Origin of the sequence: Streptomyces sp. NPDC002793 (assembly GCF_040295485.1) — a bacterium.
Taxonomy (GTDB): Bacteria; Actinomycetota; Actinomycetes; order Streptomycetales; family Streptomycetaceae; genus Streptomyces.
In genome coordinates this window covers 43,863-60,519 of the sequence record NZ_JBEOVL010000020.1, presented here as the reverse complement: position 1 = coordinate 60,519, position 16,657 = coordinate 43,863, and the positions used below count along the sequence as shown (strand labels likewise).

Below are 16,657 nucleotides of genomic sequence, written 5' to 3'. Positions count from 1 at the left end.
CATTCCGTTTCCTGCGGCCGCATGCCTGTTTCGCTGCCCGAACAGAGCACTTTCCGGGAGCAGTCAGGAACGAAGGGACAAAGCGAAGGAGCGTTCGGGGAGCGGGAGCGGCCGTGGACCTCACGACGGGCTACGTTGGGTACGCCATCGGCCCCTTCGACGTGCATCGCCTTCCGGCTCGGACGTCCGGGCGGGGCCGTACGGGAATGCCTCGCAGCTCGGAAAGGCGTCGGATCGGCCTCAGGCCCACCGCGCCGGGTCACGCGAATTCGACGCCGAGGACCGGGTCGGACCGGCCCGCCTCGACTCGGCACTCGCCGACGCCCGCAACGGTGTGCAGGTTTTCGTCCGGCTCGACCGCTGCCCATCACAGCTCCGCCACGAAGGAGTAACAGCATGTCCCCCCAGCACCCCACCCCCGGCGTCAACACGGCGGCAACCACCGCCTCCGGCGCGCAGGAGGCCGGGCCCCAGCCGTCGGCGCCGGAGCCGGAGCCGGCCGGGAAGACACCGAGCCCGGCTGCCGCTTCCGCCCCAGCTTCCGCTTCCGCTTCCGGGTCGGAGTCCGGTTCCGCCCCGGCCGAGGAGACCGCTGCCACGCCGCAGACGACCTCGACCGCCAGGACGACCGCGGCGCCCGAGGAGGGCATAGGCGTGGCCGCGGCCGCCGCGACGGCGCCGGGGACCAAGACCGCCACCGGCGTCGACGGCGAGCGCCCCCGCAAGCCGGTCCTGGCGGGGGCCGCCTTCGTCGGCGCCGCCCTGGTCGCCATACCCCTGCTGCTGGTCGGAAGCGCCAACGACAAGGGCCAGGACACCACCCCCCTGCGACCGGTCGCGGGGGGTGCCGACACCGTCCTCAACGCGAACTCCACGCCCGCGGACCTCGGGGACTACGTGGCCGGGAAGCCGAGCGCGTCCCCGAGCACGAAGAAGCCCAAGGAAGTCGAGATCCCGAAGGCCGCCCCCGAACCCGTCGTTCCGGCGCCGGAACCCAGGACGAGCAGCCCGGCCGCGAAGAAGACCACGTCCTCGCCCAAGCCCAAGCCCAAGGTGGCTCCGAAGCCGGACTGGACCACGGTGACGATCTCCTCGCCCAGTGTCCTGGAGGTCAATCAGGCCTGGACCACGAACCGCATCCGTATGGTCATGCAGATCGACGGCAACCTCGTCGTCCTCAACGAGCTGGGCAAACCCATCTGGGCCTCCATGACCTTCGGCCAGAACCACCGGGCGATCTTCCAGCCCGACGGCAACCTCGTCATCCACAACGGCGACGACCGCCCGATCTGGGCCTCCAAGACCCACGACTTCGCCGGCGCCCAACTGGTCCTCCGGGCCGACGCCAAGGTGGCCGTCGTGCACGGCGGCAGGGTCGTCTGGAGCACCTGACGCAGCGCGGCCGGACGCCGGGCGCCCCTCGGACAGCGGCTGCGGAGAACAGCACACGGCCCCCGCCGACCGGCAACTGCCCGGCGGGGGCCGTAGGCGTGTCCGCGGTCCACCTCGGAAGGCCGGTCCGCACGTTCCCGGGCCTCGGTCTTGACACCGCCGTCGACGGGTGGTGGTTTAGACCACTCCACCACCTGAATGCGGTGGTCCACTTCCGTGGAGGTGCAGTGACCCGTACATCTACACGTCATCCGTACCGTGTCCCCCGGCTGCCGCTCCTCGGCGCCGTCGTCCTGCTGGCCCTCGGCACCCTCTCCGCTCCGGCCCAGGCGGCCGGTGAGCCGCCCGCCTCGGCGGCGGCCTCCTCGGCGGCCCCACCCGTCGTCACCCCCACCCCGCAGCACATGAGGTCCGCGGGGCGGGACCTCCGTGTTCCCGACCGCGTACGCCTCCTCCTCGGCGACGACGTCGACGCGTCGACCGCCGACCTCATCGAGCAGACACTGAGGTCGGCCGGGGCACGCCACATCATCACGACCGCGGTCGGGGAGAACGCCTCGCCCTCCCACGGGCGTGGAGTGCGGCTGACCGTCACGGCCGGTTCCATAGAGGACCGGGCTGTGGCCCGCTCCCTGCGCGCCGCGGGCGGCACGGTGCCCGGCACCCTGGTCGCGGAGGGCTACTCCCTCGCCTCCCGGGACGGCACCGTCGTGCTCGCCGGCAACGACGGGGACGGCATCTACTACGCCGCCCAGACACTGCGGCAGTTGGTGACCGGGAAGCGCACCCTGGCGTCCGTGACGGTCACGGACCACCCGGCCATGCCCCTGCGCGGCAGCATCGAGGGCTTCTACGGCGCACCCTGGTCGCACAGCGACCGGCTCGACCAACTCGCCTTCTACGGCGACATCAAGGCCAACACCTACATCTACACGCCGAAGGACGACACCTACCTGAGGGAGGAATGGCGCGAGCCCTACCCTGCCGACAGGCTGGCCGACCTCCGTGACCTGATCGAGCAGGCGAGGGCCCACCACGTCGACTTCACCTACGCGCTCTCCCCGGGCCTCTCCGTCTGCTACAGCGACCCCGGCGACGTCAGCGCGCTGAAGACGAAGCTGGGCACCCTCTACGACCAGGGTGCCCGCAGTTTCTACGTGGCGCTGGACGACATCAGCTACACCGAGTGGAACTGCGCCGCCGACCGGGAACGGTACGGCGCACCGGGCAGGGGCAGCGCGGGACAGGCGCAGGCCGACCTGCTCAACGCGGTGCAGCACGACTTCATCGAGGCCCACGCGGATGCCGGTCCGCTCCAGTTCGTGCCCACGGAGTACTCCGACACGGCCGACTCCGCCTACAAGTCCGTACTCCGCGAGCGACTTGACCCGAAGGTGATCGTGCAGTGGACGGGCACGGACGTCGTTCCGCCGTCGATCAGCCTGGCGGACGCCGAGGCCGCCGCAGCGGTGTGGGGCCGCAAGGTGTTCCTCTGGGACAACTATCCGGTCAACGACTACGGACAGACGACGGGCCGGCTGCTGATGGCCCCCTACGACAAACGGGAGGCCGGGCTGCACAAGGCCCTGAGCGGCATCGTGCTCAACCCGATGAACCAGGCCGCGGCGAGCAAGGTCGCGCTCTTCGGCGGGGCATCGTTCGCCTGGAACGACGAGGACTACGACCCCGGACGCACCTGGCGCGCGGCGGCCGACCACCTGGCCGACGGCGACCGGGCCACGGCCCGCGCCCTGCTGGCCTTCTTCGACACGCAACACCTCGCGCCGACCTTCGGTGACACGAACTGGCAGCCACAGGCCCCCGAACTCGACGCGCGGCTGACGGACTTCACCAAGGCCTGGGGCAGCGGTTCCCCTGCCCGCCGGCACGCCGCGCTGCGGGAACTCGGCGCCTACGCCGACGTACTGGCCGGGGCTCCCGAGCGGATACGCGCCGGTGTGCGGGACCCGGCCTTCCTGGCGCAGACCGAGCCGTGGCTGGACGCCCTCGACGTCTGGGGCGGCGCACTGGACGCCACCTTGGACGGGCTGCGGGACCGGCTGCACTCGGGCAGCGGGCAGGAGGACTTCACCGAGGCGGCCGAACTCGCCGAGCGGGCAGCCGCGTTCACCACCATCCCGGGCACCACCCGGCCGCAGGGCACGATCAAGGTGGCCGACGGGGTGCTGGACACGTTCATCGAGCAGGCACCGGAGATGTGACCCGTGTCCCGGGCGCCGGCGACCGGCACCCGGGGCCGCCGGTCGCCTTCCGGGGCCTGACAGCCGCTCAGCGAGCGGACATCCCCACCGGACGGATCAGTCCGCTCTCATAGGCGAGGATGGTCGCCTGCACACGGTCCCGGAGCCCCAACTTGTTGAGTACGGCGCTCACATGGGCCTTCACCGTGCCCATGGCCAGCCCCAGACGATCCCCGATCTCCGTGTTGCTCAAGCCCGTGGCGACCAGGGTCATGATCTCGCGTTCCCGGTGCGTGAGGCCGTTCAGGGCTCCGCTGATCTCCGGTGCCACCGGCGCTCCGTGGGCGAAGGCCGCGATCAGGCGCCCCGTGACCGCGGGCGCGAGGACACCGTCACCGGAGACGACGACCCTGATCGCGGTCAGAAGGGCGTCCGGCTCGGAGTCCTTGAGCAGGAAGCCGGAGGATCCGGCGCGCAGAGCTTCGTAGACGTAGGCATCGAGGTCGAACGTGGTGAGCACCAGGACCTTGGTGCGACCGCCGTTCCGCGTGATCAGCCGGGTGGCCGTCAGCCCGTCCATGCCCGGCATGCGGATGTCCATCAGCACCAGGTCGGGCCTGAGTTCGGCTGCCATCGCCACCGCCGCGTCCCCGTCCGCGGCCTCGCCGACCACGGTCATGTCGGCCTCGGCCGACAGGATCGCCGCGAAACCCGCGCGGACGATCGCCTGATCGTCCACGACCATCACACGGATGCTGATGGTGCGTCTCCTCTGCTTCCGCTCGCCCACGTCGAACCTGTCATCGCTGTCCCGCAGTCTCCCATGGGGCCGTGATCGGGGCGCGCCCGCACGGACGGTCCGGCGGCCACCACTCCTACGTGCCCGGGGCACCCCGTGAGACGGCCTTCCGGGTCGGCGCCGTCGGCGCCTTGCCCGCGTCCAGGCTGCCGAGCAGCCGGCGCATGGCGGCCAGCGTCGCTCTCGTGGCGGTGGCGACGTCGCTCAGGCTGCCCGCCTCGGCCGCGGAGATCACCCGGGTGGTCTCCAGGAGCACCGTCTCCTGCAGACCATGGGCAACTCTCCGCCGCTCACTGTGGACCACGTCCCTCGTGCTCGACAGCAGCCCCGTGAACACCGCGTCCGCACGGCCCAGCACCCGCCTGCGACGCATGTGCATCAGCCATCCCGCCCACCACGCCGCCGTGAACACCGAGCCGAACGACAGCAGCGCCGCGGCGAGAACGAACAGCACGAGAGGAGGGTCGGCCGGTTCCCCCATCAGCACCCCGTCGCCGCTGAAGGCGGCCGTCATCGAGACGCCGAACGAGAGGGCGGCGGCGGGTACCGCCAGGTACGACAGCCGGAGACCGGGCGGATAGGTCACCTGGGCCGGGGGTCGGCCGTACCGGCCGGGAGGCGCCGGCGCCGGTCTCAGGACACGGCCGTACGCCGCAACACCGTAGACGGCGGCCAGCTCAGCCGTTCCGCCGCCCAGGAGACAGTTCGCCGCGGACGGCGGCAGCACACCGCTCCCCAGCAGGACCGGCCAGGCGAGAGCGGTGGCCACGGTCATGGCGAGGGCCGACCAGGGAGCTCGTCGGCGCCACAGCAGCGGCAACGCGTGGACGGTCAACAGCAGCGCGAGCAGCAGGCAGACCGGGGCGCCGTAGCCGGCGGCGGCCGCCTTCTCCAGGGCGTAGCCCACCGACGCCAAGGCAACCGAGCCGCAGACCGCCCCGTCCGCCGTCCGCTGTTCCCGTGTGAAGTCGCGCCGTCGCCCCCTGGCCGGAGTCCCGGAGGACCGGGCATCATCGGGCAGTACGGCGCTCACCCGCCAGCCACCTCCGGTGCGGGGGCCCGCGGTCACGTGCCCGCCGATGGCGGCGGCGCGCCGGCTCATCCCGTCCACGCCTCGGCCGGAGCCGATACGCAGCTCGTCGTTGCCGCCACCGGGCGGCCTGCCGTTGTCGACGGTCAGACGCAACGCCTCCCCCGTCCGCTCCGCCCGGACACCGACCGAGGCACCCGGCGCGTAGCGCAGGGCGTTGGTCAGGGCCTCGCGGATGATGCCGTGGGCCGCCTCCGCGGCGGGGCCGACGAGGTCGGCGGGGAGGGAGACGGAGACGGGGCGGCCCAGTCTGCCGAAGCCCGCGATCAGGGCTTCGATCGAAGCCGTGGCCGACCGGGGATCCGGTGTCCCGTCCCTGCCCATGGCCGCCACCAGACGTCGCAGCGCCACCTGGGTCTCCCGCGCGGTGCGGCTCGCGAACGCGAGCGCGTCCGTGGTCAGTTCGGGTCTGCTGTCACCGAGCCTGCGCGCGGCTTCGACGGACACCACGACGGAGGTGAGGTGGTGGGCGCTGATGTCGTGCAACTCGTTCGCCAGTCGCTCCCGTTCGGTGCCGGCGGCCTGTCGCAGCTCGCTCTCGGCACGGGTCGTCCGCCGCTGCGTCGCCTGCCGTTCCCGTAGCCGGTGCCGACGCCCGGCGCCGAGGGCGAAGGCCACCGCGTAGAGGCAGACGGTGACGCGCCAGTCGGAGGCGAGGGCACTGCCGATCCCGTACCGTGCGGCGCCCGGCAGGAGCTGCACGACGGCGGCAGCGGCGGTCGCTCCCAGACCGGTGCGCCAGTGGCTCCGGGCGGTGACGGAGTAGAGCGCCACCAGGACCGCCGCACCTGCCACCAGGTTCAGGGTGCCGGGCGGTGCCAGGACCTGCACCAGCACGGACGATCCGAGGATGTGGCCGAGGGCCGGGAGCGGTGCCCGGTTCCGTCGTTCCAGCGCATGCGCGGTGAGTGCCGTGGCGGCGAAGGCGGTGATCCACACCGTGACGCCCCGGAAATCCCCGGGCGCCGGGACGGCGGCGAACCAGAGAGCCAGCTGCGTCACCGCGAACACGCCCGGCAGGAGCAGGCTTCGGGTCTTCCCCATCGACACGAGTGTAGAGCCGGACGCGGGACGCCGGCACCGCGTCGGAGGCACGGTGAGCGGACCGGGTCCGTGGTGTGGCGCGGGTCACGGGAACCTTTCGGCCCGGCCGGAGAGCTAGGTGGTGTGAGATGTGATGAGCAGGAAGACCGGGAGCGCATGCGTGCACGGATCAGGGCGGGCGACCGCGAGGCGTTCGCCGCGCTCTACGAGGAGTACGCGCGAGCGGTCTACAACCACGCCTACCGGCTGACGGGTGACTGGTCGACGGCCGAGGAGGTGTTGTCCGAGACCTTCCTGGCCGCCTGGCGCACCCGTCAGGCCGTCGAGCCGGAGGGTGACTCGCTGCGGCCGTGGCTGCTCGGGATCGCCACGAACAAGGCCCGCAACGCCAACCGCGGTATCGGGCGGCGCCTGGCCTTCCTGGCCCGGCGCCCCGTCCCGGAACCGGTGGCGGACATCGCGGACGCCACGGCCGGACGCGTCGACGACACACGGCGGCTCGCCGCGGTCCGGCAGTCGCTGGGCGGGCTCCGCCGCCAGGAACGCGAGGTGCTGGCCCTCTGCGTCTGGTCCGGGCTGGACTACGCCGAGGCCGCCGAGGCCCTGGGCGTCCCGGTGGGGACCGTACGGTCGCGGCTGTCCCGTGCCCGTGACCGGCTGCGGCGGCTCACCGACGAGCGGCTCGGCGGGGCACCGGCCGAGGCCGTGCGAGACACACGCCCCGGAGGGACGGTCCGATCCGGTCGGGAACTCCGCCCGGGCCGCGGAGAGGTAGGGAGCAGGGCCGCGTTCGTGGCCCTGCCCATCCAGGAGGAAGCCCGATGACCGACCGTACCTCCGGCCCCGACCGGGCCGAACACGGGGAACTGGCCCGGCTGCTGCCGGCCCCGGCCGAACGGGACCTGCCCCCGGGCCGTCATCTCCACCACAAGGACACCCTGATGCGTCTGATCGACCAGGACGGCGACCGCGCCACCGCACGCTCCCACCCCCGCCTCCTGCGCTCCGCCGTCCTGCTGCCCGCCGTCGGACTGGCCCTGGGCGGGGTGCTGCTGACCATGCTCGCCGTGGCCGGCCGGGACAGCGCTCCGCCACCGCCCACCGCGGGCACCGGTTCCGAGGCCATGGCGCCGAGGGGCGCGGCCGTGCTGCTGGACCGGATCGCCTCGGCAGCCGGTAAGAAGGGCGGACAGACGGTCACCGACGAGCAGTTCGTGTACGTCAGGACGCTGCAGACCGGGAACGAGGGCGAGTTCGGCGGCCCGCTGAAGCTGACCGAGCCCAGCGAGCGTGAGATCTGGATCACGCAGGAGTCGGGGCCGGTGGTCGACGAAGGCTTGATCCACCAGGACGGCTCCTACCTGCCGCTCGTGGTCGGGGTTCCGGACGGCGAGACCCCCGTCGGCCACCCGGCGGGACTGAACCGGCCGACGTACACATGGCTGGCCTCACTGCCCACCGACCCCGACGTCCTGCTCCGGCGGCTCACCAGCGAGATCACCCGGGACCAGGACGCGCGCGACACCCCGGCCGAGGACCGGGACCGGGCCCAGGACGCCTTCGACACCATCGGGGAGCTGCTGCGGGAGACGGTGATGCCGCCGAGGACCGCGGCCGCCCTCTACAAGGCCGCGGCGAAGATCCCCGGAGTGACCGTGGACCCCGTCGCGGTGGACGCGGCCGGCCGGCACGGGATCGGCGTGGCCCGCGACGACACCCGGGCCGGGTGGCGCACCACCTGGATCTTCGACTCGACCACCCTGGAGTACCTGGGCGAACGGAGCCACCTCATCAGGGACACCTCCATGGGCAAGAAGGGTGACCTGCTGGGCACATCGGCGGTCCTGGAGCGCGCGGTCGTCAACGCCCTCCGCGAGAAGCCTTCGAGCGAGACGGCGTCGACGACCACCTGATCCCGTCAGGGAGCTGCCGGGGCCCTTCCCATGGGCCCCTGCGGCGTGCCGGTGGTGTGCACACGACCGTGGTCCCCCGGACGAACCACGCTCCTAGGTCTTCCGACCTAGAGGGCGTTCCTCCTGGTGGTAGACGCCGCGGCGCTCGCGGAACGGGACGATCGACGTATGGATCGAACCGACGTCATCATCCTCCTGATCGCCGTTCTCACCGTTGCCGTCACGGCCAGGCCTCTGAAGAGCACATCGCTCTGGCTCATCATCCTCCTGGCCGCACTCTCCTACCCCGTGTACCGGCAGCTGTTCCCGGCACTGGAATCGGCCACGGGCCCCGGCAGCACCTGGGCCTCGCACGTCCTCATGGTCAGTACGGGCCTCCTGTGCGCCGCGCTCGGCTCGCTGGCCGTCCGGGGACTCAGGTCCTTTCGCGGCACACGCGCCGACCACCGGCATCACGATGCGGAGATCGACGCGTGAGCGTCCGTGTGCGCAACGAGGGCCGCACACCTCAGGAAGGGGTGTGGCCCCTGAGCGTGTCGGGTCGGGTCCACGCCCGTCGTTCCCGGCTCCGAGGGTCGTCGATCCGGGTCCAGTCGGCGTCGATGCGCATGGTGGTGCGTCGCCCGGGTTCGTACGGGTCCCACCCGGGATCGCCGGTCGCCGCGAACCGGATCCAGGTCTCGTGGACGCGGGTGGCAAGCCCCACGGGTGGCTCGTCGGGGCCGAGCAGTCCCTGGGCACCACGCAACCGGGGCAGGTGCGTGAGATCGAAGACGAAAGGCAGCTCCATCGCGTGGGTGGCGCCGAGCTCACCGTCGAGTGCGTGCGAACGCCAGGCGAACTCATAGCTGAAAGTGGCGGCCCCGGACCGGCCGGCGTGAGCGTCTGCCAGGGCCCGGCTGCCCGCGCCGAACAGCGCGTCGCCCAGGACGGCGGACCGCAGCTCGCCGAAGGTCGCCTTCGGGCGGGCCCTGCGGTACGTGTCCACGAGCCGGGCCGGATCGGGATGCGCGCGTGCCGCGACGGCGTCGACGTCCTCCCCGGTCGAGGTGGCGTAGGTGCCCACCGGGACCAGATACAGGTTTCCCTCCTCCGTGTTGGTCCCTACGAGCAGATCGACCCCGGCGCCGACGCCCGCGGCGACGGATTCGGCGGGCTGGGTGTCCAGGACCAGGCTGAAAGGGCTGAGCCCGACCAGCGGATCGTGGTGGGCGGCCGTCCGCAGGTCGATGCCAGTGAGTGCGGATGCCGTTTCGACGAGGCGGTCGTCCGGGATCTCCGCGAAGGCGCCGGCGTGCGGTTCGACACCCAGGTGCCGGGCCGCCGCCCCGGTGACGCGGGCGGCCTGCTCGGTCGTGAACGCGCCGAGGCCGCTGCCGCTCTGGACGATCGCCCGGCGGAAGAGGCCCGCTGCTTCCGGAGTGGCCAGGACCCCGCCGACGACGGTCGCCCCGGCCGACTGGCCGAAGAGCGTGACGTTGTGCGGGGCGCCGCCGAAGGCTGCGATGTTGTCCCGTACCCAGCGCAGCGCGGCCACGACATCGAGCAGGCCGCGGTTGGCGGGCGCGCCCGGAAGGTCGAGGAACCCTCCGATGCCGAGCCGGTAGTTGAGGGTGACGAGGACGACACCGTCGCGGGCGAAGGCGGAGCCGTCGTAGAGGGAGGAACGGGTCGAGCCCGCGACGAATCCGCCGCCGTGGACGAACACCATGACGGGCAGGTCGCCGTCGGTGACGGCCGGCGTCCAGACGTTGACCGTGAGGTAGTCCTCACCTCGGCTCCAACCGCTGCCGAAGTAGGGGGACATGTCCACGCTGCCGAGTCCGCGTGCGGACTGCGGCGCGTTGGGTCCCGGCACTGTGGCGTCCCGTACGCCGTCCCACGGTTCGTGCGGGCCGGGTGCCGCGAACCGGCCTGCGCCGCGGGGTGGGGCGGCGTAGGGGATGTTCAGGAACGTGGTGATGCCGCCCTGACGCAGGCCGCGGACGGATCCCTCCGTCGTGACGACGACGGGGTCGGTGCGAGTGTTCATCGGGGTGCCTTTCCGTGCGGCTCAGCCCTGTTCGGTGTACGAGGTGAAGGGGGCCCAGCCCTTGACTGCGAATCTGCTGCCGTCGCGGACCACCTGCGCGGCGCCGTGACCTCCCAGGTGCGCGGGGATAACCAGGGCGTTGTCGTCCGCCGCCCGGCCCAGCACCTTGTGCCGGGTGGCGCGGGCCTGCGCGGGGTCCTCGCAGAAGCAGCTGTTGGAGTCCGGTTCGAGGAACTGCACCGGGCTGTGCAGCAGGTCGCCGACGAAGACCGCGCGGTCCGTTCCCGAGGTGAGGGTCAGTACGGAGGAGCCGGGGGTGTGCCCCGGGGCGGGTTCCAGACGCAGCCCCGCGTCGATCTGGTGGCCGCCTTCCCACAGCAGCGTTCGGCCGGCCTGGTGCACCGGGAGGACGCTGTCCTCGAACACGTTCTGGTTGCCGCGGCCGAGTACGGTCCTGTGGCCGTTCTCCGGGTTCCAGAAGTCGAAGTCGTCCTTCGGCATCAGGTAGGTGGCGTTGGGAAAGGTGGGTACCCAGGTACGTCCGTCGAGGCGGGTGTTCCAGCCGACGTGGTCGACGTGGAGGTGGGTGTTGATCACGATGTCCACGTCCTCGGGGCGGACTCCGGCGCGGGCGAGGTTGTCGAGGAATCCGGTGTTCATCCGGCTCCACACAGGGGCGTACGGGCGCTCCTTGTGATTGCCCACACCGGTGTCGACGAGGATGGTTTTGCCCTCACTGCGCAGCAGCCAGGTCTGGACCGCCGAGTTGACGATCCGGGTGTCGTCGTCCAGGAAGTCCGGGACCAGCAGGGCGTGGTGTTCCTCCCAGGCCTTCGCGGGGCTGTCCGGGAAGAACGTCTCGGGAGTCATGTCCACGGGGCCGAAGTACTCCCGGACACGGGTGAGTGTGACGTCACCCAGGGTGATGGTGTCGGTCATGTGATCCTCGCGATGAGATAGGTGCACGGGGCGTGCCCCGCCGCAGCGGATGAACGGCGCGTGACCCATGTCAGCGGCATCGCGGCGGACGAGCCAGACCGGGCCGTGCCTATCCCTGGCCGGGTCAGGTTCCCGGCCGGCGGGGCGCTCATACTGGGCTCATGGGCAGACAGCGAGAACTCGGGAACTTCCTGCAGACCCGGCGGGCTCAGCTACGTCCGGAGGACGTCGGGCTGTCGGACTACGGGGACCGCCGCCGGGTGCCCGGCCTGCGCCGCGAGGAACTGGCACTGGTGGCCGGCGTCAGTTCCTCGTACTACACGCGTCTGGAACAGGGCCAGTCCGTGGGCGCCTCGCCGGAGGTCCTCGACGCCATCGGCCGGGCGCTGCACCTGGACGAGGCCGAGCAGCGGCACCTCCACGACCTGGCGGACAGTGCGAAGCGGCGTACGGTGGTGGGCCGCCCGCCCGCCGAGCACGTCGACGCGGCGACCTTCAACCTGTTGGAGGCCTTCGGAGATGTTCCAGCCCTGGTCAGCGGGCGGCGCAGTGACGTACTGGCCTGGAATCGGATGGGGCACGCGCTGTTCGCCTCCCACATCGACCCGGCCGCCCCGGCGGATCCCGACAACCGCCCCAACCTGGCCCGCCTGGTCTTCCTCGACCCCCACACCCGGGCGCTGTACGCCGAGTGGCCGAGCAAGGCGAGGGCCGTCATCGAGAACCTCCGTATGACAGCCGGACGGCACCCCGACGACTCGCTGCTCACCTCACTCGTCGGCGAGTTGACCATGAGGAGTCCTGAGTTCGCCACCATGTGGGCCGACCACAGGGTCAGCCCGTGCGACTCCGCGGTGTACGAGATGCACCACCCACTGGTCGGCAGCCTCACCGTGACGCAGCAGAGCCTGCGCCCCCCGCAGGACGAGGAGCGGTACATCGTGCTCGCCATCACCGAACCGGGCTCCCCGTCGCAGGCCGCGCTCCGGCTGCTCGCCCAGGCGACAGTCCCGTCGGCCAGGCCGGAGCCGCATCCGGCGGCCTCTCCCGGGTCCGGCTGCTGAAGATCACTTGGGCCGTCGCGGGCGGATCGGAGCGGAGAATGTCTCCGCCGGTGCCGGCACGGCGGCCGGGCGATGGAAGCGCACGTGTTGGGTGACGCGGAAGTGCGTGAGCACCTGGGCCGAGCGACGGATCCGATGGGAAGGTCGAGAACATGCTGGATGGGTTGGGCGGGCTGGACGAGCTGTGCACGAGGGCGCTGGCCGATCACGGCTGCGCGTCGGTCTCCGTCGCGGTGGCCGAGCGTGAGGAGCTCGTGCTCGCCCGGGCCTACGGCATGGCGAACGTGGCCGACCAGCGGCCGGCCACCCCGGAGACGGTCTACGGGCTGGCCTCCGTCACCAAAGCCTTCACCGCCACGGCCGTCTGCCTGGCCGCCGACGAGGGCCTGCTGGACCTCGACTCCCCGATCCCGGGTACTTACCGGTGGACCGCGCCGACGCCACGGCAGCTGCTCCAGCACCGCGGCGGTTTCCCGGCGTTCTACAACTTCCACTACGGCACCGGCCCCCTGCCGATCGACATCGACCGTTACCGCACGCTCGTCCGCGAGCCGGGTACCGACTTCGAGTACTCCAACCTCGGCTACGGCGAGCTGGGCAGGCTGCTGGAAGCCGTGACCGGACAGGACCTGGGCGACCACCTGCGTGAGCGGATCGTCGAGCCGCTGGGCCTGATCAGCTTCGGGTACGGGGCGTCCTACGCCGGGACGGCGCCAGTCGCCCAGCGCTACTCGGCCGACGGCCGCGCGTACCCCACCTGCCACAGCGGTCACCCCGCCGCCGGCGCCGGCTGGGCGACGGCCGGCGACGTCGCGCTCTTCGCCCGGACCGCCTCCCAACTGCTCAAGCCTGCCACGGCCGCGGCCATGTACGACGCCGTGCCGATCAACGACAACCTCGGCTACGGGTTCGGCCGGATCGTCTCGCACGGCACCGGACCGGTGATCCGCAGCCACGGCGGGGGCATGGGGGGCATCGCCGCGATGATGATCGAGATCCCCGAGCGCGAGCTCTCGATCGCCGTCCTGGCCAACTCGACCAACAAGGCGGCCCGCGACGCCGTCGTCGAACACATGGCGGGCATCCTGGCGCCCGGCTTCCACAGCGACCAGCTCAACCCGGTCACCGAGCAGACCCGCCCGGCCACGCCGGCGCGCGGTGAGTGGACCGGGGAGATCACCACCCCTGAGGGGGGCGTCCCGCTGCGGATCAGGATTCAGGCCGACAGCCAGGTGGAGATCCGACTGGCCGACAACCCGTCGGTCACCACGTCGGCTGTCGCGTCCCAACGCTGGGACCTGCGCCTGAGTGCCCCGCTGCAGCTCCCCACCGCCGACGCCCGGCTGAACAGTCCTGATCTCGGCCTCGAACTCCGCTTCGAACAGGAGCGCTTGGCCGGCCGGGCCATAGCGTTCAAGGACGGCGACCGGGTAGGCCGACTGGGCGCCTACCTGGTCCACCCCTGCGTGCTGCGGTCCCGCTGACGCGGGGCCGAACCGTGCGCCCCCGCGTCAGAACACCACCGGGGCGACCTCGTCGGCAGGTCGTCGGGCCTCCGCCGAGGCGACCTCATGGACGAACCACTCCAGGACCGAGCGGATCTCCTCGGGGTGCGCGGCGAAGACCTCGAGCGAGAAGGACGGGCGCAGATCGAGCTTGGCCTCGGCGAGGTCGATACCGTCAATGGCGTTGAACCGCTCCAGCAGGGCACGACGCTGCGGCTCGTCGTCGAACGGCGGGCGTCGCTTCAGGTATTGGAAGACCACCTCCACCACCCCGGTCACCGGGTAGATACCGATCGGCCACAGAGCACGCGGCGAGCCGGGTCCGTCCGCGTCCACGGTCGGGAAGCAGCTGGTCTCGTTCGCCTTGCCGTGGACCAGGCGGCCGCCCTGCTCCTCCCAGAAGCGGAGGGCTGCCAGGACTCCGTCGACGACTTCCGGCGTCTGGTTCGCGCGCAGCAGGGTTTCGAAGCGGACGCCCGCCTCGTCACCGCCGGTCCGCGAGGCGGCCGGCCCCGCCGAGGCCTCCTCCGCCGGCTCCTTGCCCACCAGAGCGGCCAGGTCGGCACTGCTCAGCTGATGGGCCTTCGAGGCACGGCCGTTCTCGTCGAAGGGCACTCCCTCGGCCGCCAGGACGACCCGGGGATCCCCGGAGTGCCGGTCGTCGGTCCACCGGAACCCGCCCGCGATGCGCCCGTCGGCGGTCAGCACGCGGTACGCACAGTGCAGGCCCGTCCTGGCCGCCATGTGGTTGCCGACCGCGATGGCACTCGTGCCGATGAGGGCGGCGAGCTCACCGTACGACGTCCAGGTACCGGCCGGCACGGCGAGCAGGGTCTCCCTCAACTCCCGCCAGCCGGACCACTCGTCGTCCGACTGCACGACTCCGTCCAGGGGCCCGGGCCACAGCCCCACGGCCCGGTCGGCCAGTTCCTCGGCCCGGGCGAGGATCTCCCTGCGGCCCCACCGCTCCTGTGCGGCGATCCCGTGGTTCATCCGCAGCGCACTGGAGTCGAGCAGTTCCTGCTTGCGGTGGAAGGGGTGGTTGGAGAGCCGTGCGTTCTCACCCGAGAGAGTGAGGTTTCCGAGGGTGTGCACGAGCAGGTTGTGGATCTCCTCGGGGCTCTCACCGTCCGCGGCTTCCTCTGCCAACAGGTCGAACCACTGCCGGGCCGGGCTCTGGGGAAGCACGTGCTCGACGGTGAGCGACGCCTTGTCGTAGTCGACGGGCTCGCTCGAACCGTAGCTCTCCTCCAGCCGGCGCAGGATCTGGAAGCGCTGGTTACTGCGGCCGGTCCTGTAGAAGGGGCGGGTGCGGACGGCTTCACGGACGGCGTCGTCACTCGGCCATACCCGGGCTCCCGTACGGGGGCGGGAGAGGAACCGGCGTACCGCCTCGGCCGGGGAGCCGTCCTTGTCCAGCTCCTTGGGGAGTTCCATGAACACCCGGTTGCTGCCCGTCGTGGACAGGCCCGCGAACAGGCGCCGCACCATGTAACTCTCCGCGAACCCGAGCGCCTCCTCCGCCTCCGAGGCCGTGGTCCTGCCCTCGTCCATGAGGTCCAGGAGGTGCAGGGCCAGCGGGTAGTGGGTCTGGCCGCCCCAACGCGACAGGCGCTCCAGTACCGCCCGCAGCCCGGGATCGCTCTCCCTCTCGGGCTCCAGGATCCGCATGAGCCGGTCGGCGCGCAGGGCCAGCCGGGCGATCTCGGCTTCCAGCGATGTCTCGTCGCCGCTCAGCGGCTCCAGACGCTTCTTCTGGTCCCGGTAGATCTCGCTCTGCCGGGCCCGGCTGTTCCCTCCGACCACGAGATCCAGCCACACCAGCAGCTCCAGATGGGCGGGGCCGAGCAGCTCCTGCATGGGGAGCCAGCGCTTGCGGTAGACGTCCTCGCCCGTGGTCGGCAGGCACATGAAGAGGTAGTTGCGCAGCAGGTCGCTCTGGCTGAGCCCCACGCCGGTGTTGTTGATGGACTCGAAGATGCGGTAGACGTTGTCGCCCTCGGCAGCGGTGATGGCGACGATCGAGAGGCACTCGCCGAGCACGGCCTCGACCGCGTCCACCCAGGCCTCACCATGGTTCTCCGCCCCCTCGGCCAGGGCGGCGACGAAGAATCGGTAGGCGGCGCCCACGTTCCCGGCTCCGCCGGCCTTCGGGAGGCTGTCCACACAGGCCGTGTACGCCTCACGGTCCGCCTGTGTCGGCAGCAGCCGGTAGCTGTCGTGTCCGTCCTGATAGGTGTTGACCAGGATGAGGTCGTTGATCCGGGCGGCCTTCTTCGCCGAGCCCTGGTCCCGGTGGTGGTCCCGCAGAGCGGTGAACACCAGCATCAGGGTGGTCATCCGCTGCTGGCCGTCGACGACGAGCCAGCGCTGCATCCCACCCGCTGCGACGCGTTGGGGCGCCAGCACGACGGATCCGAGGAAGTGGCCCGAGCCCGAACGCCCTTCCTGACGGTCCTCGACCAACTCCTGCACGTCGTCCCACAACTGCCGCAGCTCGTCCCGCTGCCAGCTGTAAGTACGTTGGTAGAGCGGTACCTGGAACTGCTGCTCCCCCTGGACCAGCTTGCTGAACGTGGTCTCCTGAGCGTGCACGCCCGTCCTTCCCCACAACTTCGGCGCCGGGCAGCCATTGTCACCCCCTACCGAGGTCTCCGCCAAAGCCCGTGCTGCGCACG

Annotated in this window: 12 protein-coding genes; 7 read left to right on the top strand and 5 right to left on the bottom strand. The window is 71.5% G+C overall.

Annotated features, from left to right (window positions below):
- Positions 1-396: 396 nt before the first annotated feature.
- Together ABT001_RS20865 and ABT001_RS20860 are read left to right on the top strand one after the other, a co-directional pair.
- A complete protein-coding gene (locus tag ABT001_RS20865; RefSeq protein ID WP_351279541.1) occupies positions 397-1,392 on the top strand; it encodes a mannose-binding protein in 996 nt (331 codons plus the stop codon).
- 227 nt (positions 1,393-1,619) lie between these two features.
- Positions 1,620-3,614: a glycoside hydrolase family 84 protein gene (locus tag ABT001_RS20860; protein ID WP_351279539.1), complete on the top strand. Its 1,995-nt coding sequence runs from the start codon at positions 1,620-1,622 to the stop codon at positions 3,612-3,614.
- Between the two features lie 67 nt (positions 3,615-3,681).
- Here ABT001_RS20860 and ABT001_RS20855 read toward each other — a convergent pair whose 3' ends face one another.
- Positions 3,682-4,353: a response regulator gene (locus ABT001_RS20855; RefSeq protein ID WP_351279624.1), complete on the bottom strand. Its 672-nt coding sequence runs from the start codon at positions 4,351-4,353 to the stop codon at positions 3,682-3,684.
- A 115-nt stretch (positions 4,354-4,468) separates the two neighbouring features.
- Entirely contained in the window at positions 4,469-6,526 is a 2,058-nt protein-coding gene (locus ABT001_RS20850) for a sensor histidine kinase (RefSeq protein ID WP_351279536.1), read from the bottom strand.
- Between the two features lie 156 nt (positions 6,527-6,682).
- On the opposite strand from ABT001_RS20850, the gene ABT001_RS20845 reads away from it, so the two are divergent.
- From ABT001_RS20845 to ABT001_RS20835, 3 genes are all read left to right on the top strand, one after another.
- A complete protein-coding gene (locus ABT001_RS20845; RefSeq protein WP_351279534.1) occupies positions 6,683-7,351 on the top strand; it encodes an RNA polymerase sigma factor in 669 nt (222 codons plus the stop codon).
- Entirely contained in the window at positions 7,348-8,439 is a 1,092-nt protein-coding gene (locus tag ABT001_RS20840) for a CU044_5270 family protein (protein WP_351279532.1), read from the top strand. Before ABT001_RS20845 ends, ABT001_RS20840 begins: the two co-directional genes overlap by 4 nt.
- Positions 8,440-8,607: 168 nt before the next feature.
- Positions 8,608-8,916 (top strand): hypothetical protein, encoded by a 309-nt coding sequence (locus tag ABT001_RS20835; RefSeq protein WP_351279530.1) that lies wholly within the window; start codon positions 8,608-8,610, stop codon positions 8,914-8,916.
- A 31-nt stretch (positions 8,917-8,947) separates the two neighbouring features.
- Here ABT001_RS20835 and ABT001_RS20830 read toward each other — a convergent pair whose 3' ends face one another.
- Positions 8,948-10,471: a carboxylesterase/lipase family protein gene (locus ABT001_RS20830; protein WP_351279528.1), complete on the bottom strand. Its 1,524-nt coding sequence runs from the start codon at positions 10,469-10,471 to the stop codon at positions 8,948-8,950.
- 21 nt (positions 10,472-10,492) lie between these two features.
- Positions 10,493-11,410 carry an MBL fold metallo-hydrolase gene (locus ABT001_RS20825; RefSeq protein WP_351279526.1) on the bottom strand — a complete coding sequence of 306 codons (918 nt, stop codon included), beginning with the start codon at positions 11,408-11,410 and terminating at the stop codon, positions 10,493-10,495.
- A gap of 161 nt (positions 11,411-11,571) precedes the next feature.
- On the opposite strand from ABT001_RS20825, the gene ABT001_RS20820 reads away from it, so the two are divergent.
- Entirely contained in the window at positions 11,572-12,474 is a 903-nt protein-coding gene (locus tag ABT001_RS20820; RefSeq protein WP_351279523.1) for a helix-turn-helix transcriptional regulator, read from the top strand.
- A gap of 152 nt (positions 12,475-12,626) precedes the next feature.
- Complete coding sequence (locus tag ABT001_RS20815; protein WP_351279521.1) at positions 12,627-13,958, top strand: serine hydrolase domain-containing protein; 1,332 nt, start codon at positions 12,627-12,629, stop codon at positions 13,956-13,958.
- A 27-nt stretch (positions 13,959-13,985) separates the two neighbouring features.
- On the opposite strand, the gene ABT001_RS20810 is transcribed toward ABT001_RS20815, so the two are convergent.
- Positions 13,986-16,574, bottom strand: coding sequence for a GmrSD restriction endonuclease domain-containing protein (locus ABT001_RS20810; RefSeq protein WP_351279518.1), 2,589 nt, complete (start codon positions 16,572-16,574; stop codon positions 13,986-13,988).
- Between the last annotated feature and the right edge of the window lie 83 nt (positions 16,575-16,657).

Excerpts from the sequence above, each read along its gene's own strand:
- ABT001_RS20835 (WP_351279530.1), top strand. The coding sequence starts at position 8,608 with ATGGATCGAACCGACGTCATCATCCTCCTGATCGCCGTTCTCACCGTT.
- ABT001_RS20830 (WP_351279528.1), bottom strand. The coding sequence starts at position 10,471 with ATGAACACTCGCACCGACCCCGTCGTCGTCACGACGGAGGGATCCGTC.
- ABT001_RS20820 (WP_351279523.1), top strand. The coding sequence starts at position 11,572 with ATGGGCAGACAGCGAGAACTCGGGAACTTCCTGCAGACCCGGCGGGCT.
- ABT001_RS20850 (WP_351279536.1), bottom strand. The coding sequence starts at position 6,526 with ATGGGGAAGACCCGAAGCCTGCTCCTGCCGGGCGTGTTCGCGGTGACG.
- ABT001_RS20825 (WP_351279526.1), bottom strand. The coding sequence starts at position 11,410 with ATGACCGACACCATCACCCTGGGTGACGTCACACTCACCCGTGTCCGG.
- ABT001_RS20815 (WP_351279521.1), top strand. The coding sequence starts at position 12,627 with ATGCTGGATGGGTTGGGCGGGCTGGACGAGCTGTGCACGAGGGCGCTG.
- ABT001_RS20840 (WP_351279532.1), top strand. The coding sequence starts at position 7,348 with ATGACCGACCGTACCTCCGGCCCCGACCGGGCCGAACACGGGGAACTG.
- ABT001_RS20865 (WP_351279541.1), top strand. The coding sequence starts at position 397 with ATGTCCCCCCAGCACCCCACCCCCGGCGTCAACACGGCGGCAACCACC.
- ABT001_RS20845 (WP_351279534.1), top strand. The coding sequence starts at position 6,683 with ATGCGTGCACGGATCAGGGCGGGCGACCGCGAGGCGTTCGCCGCGCTC.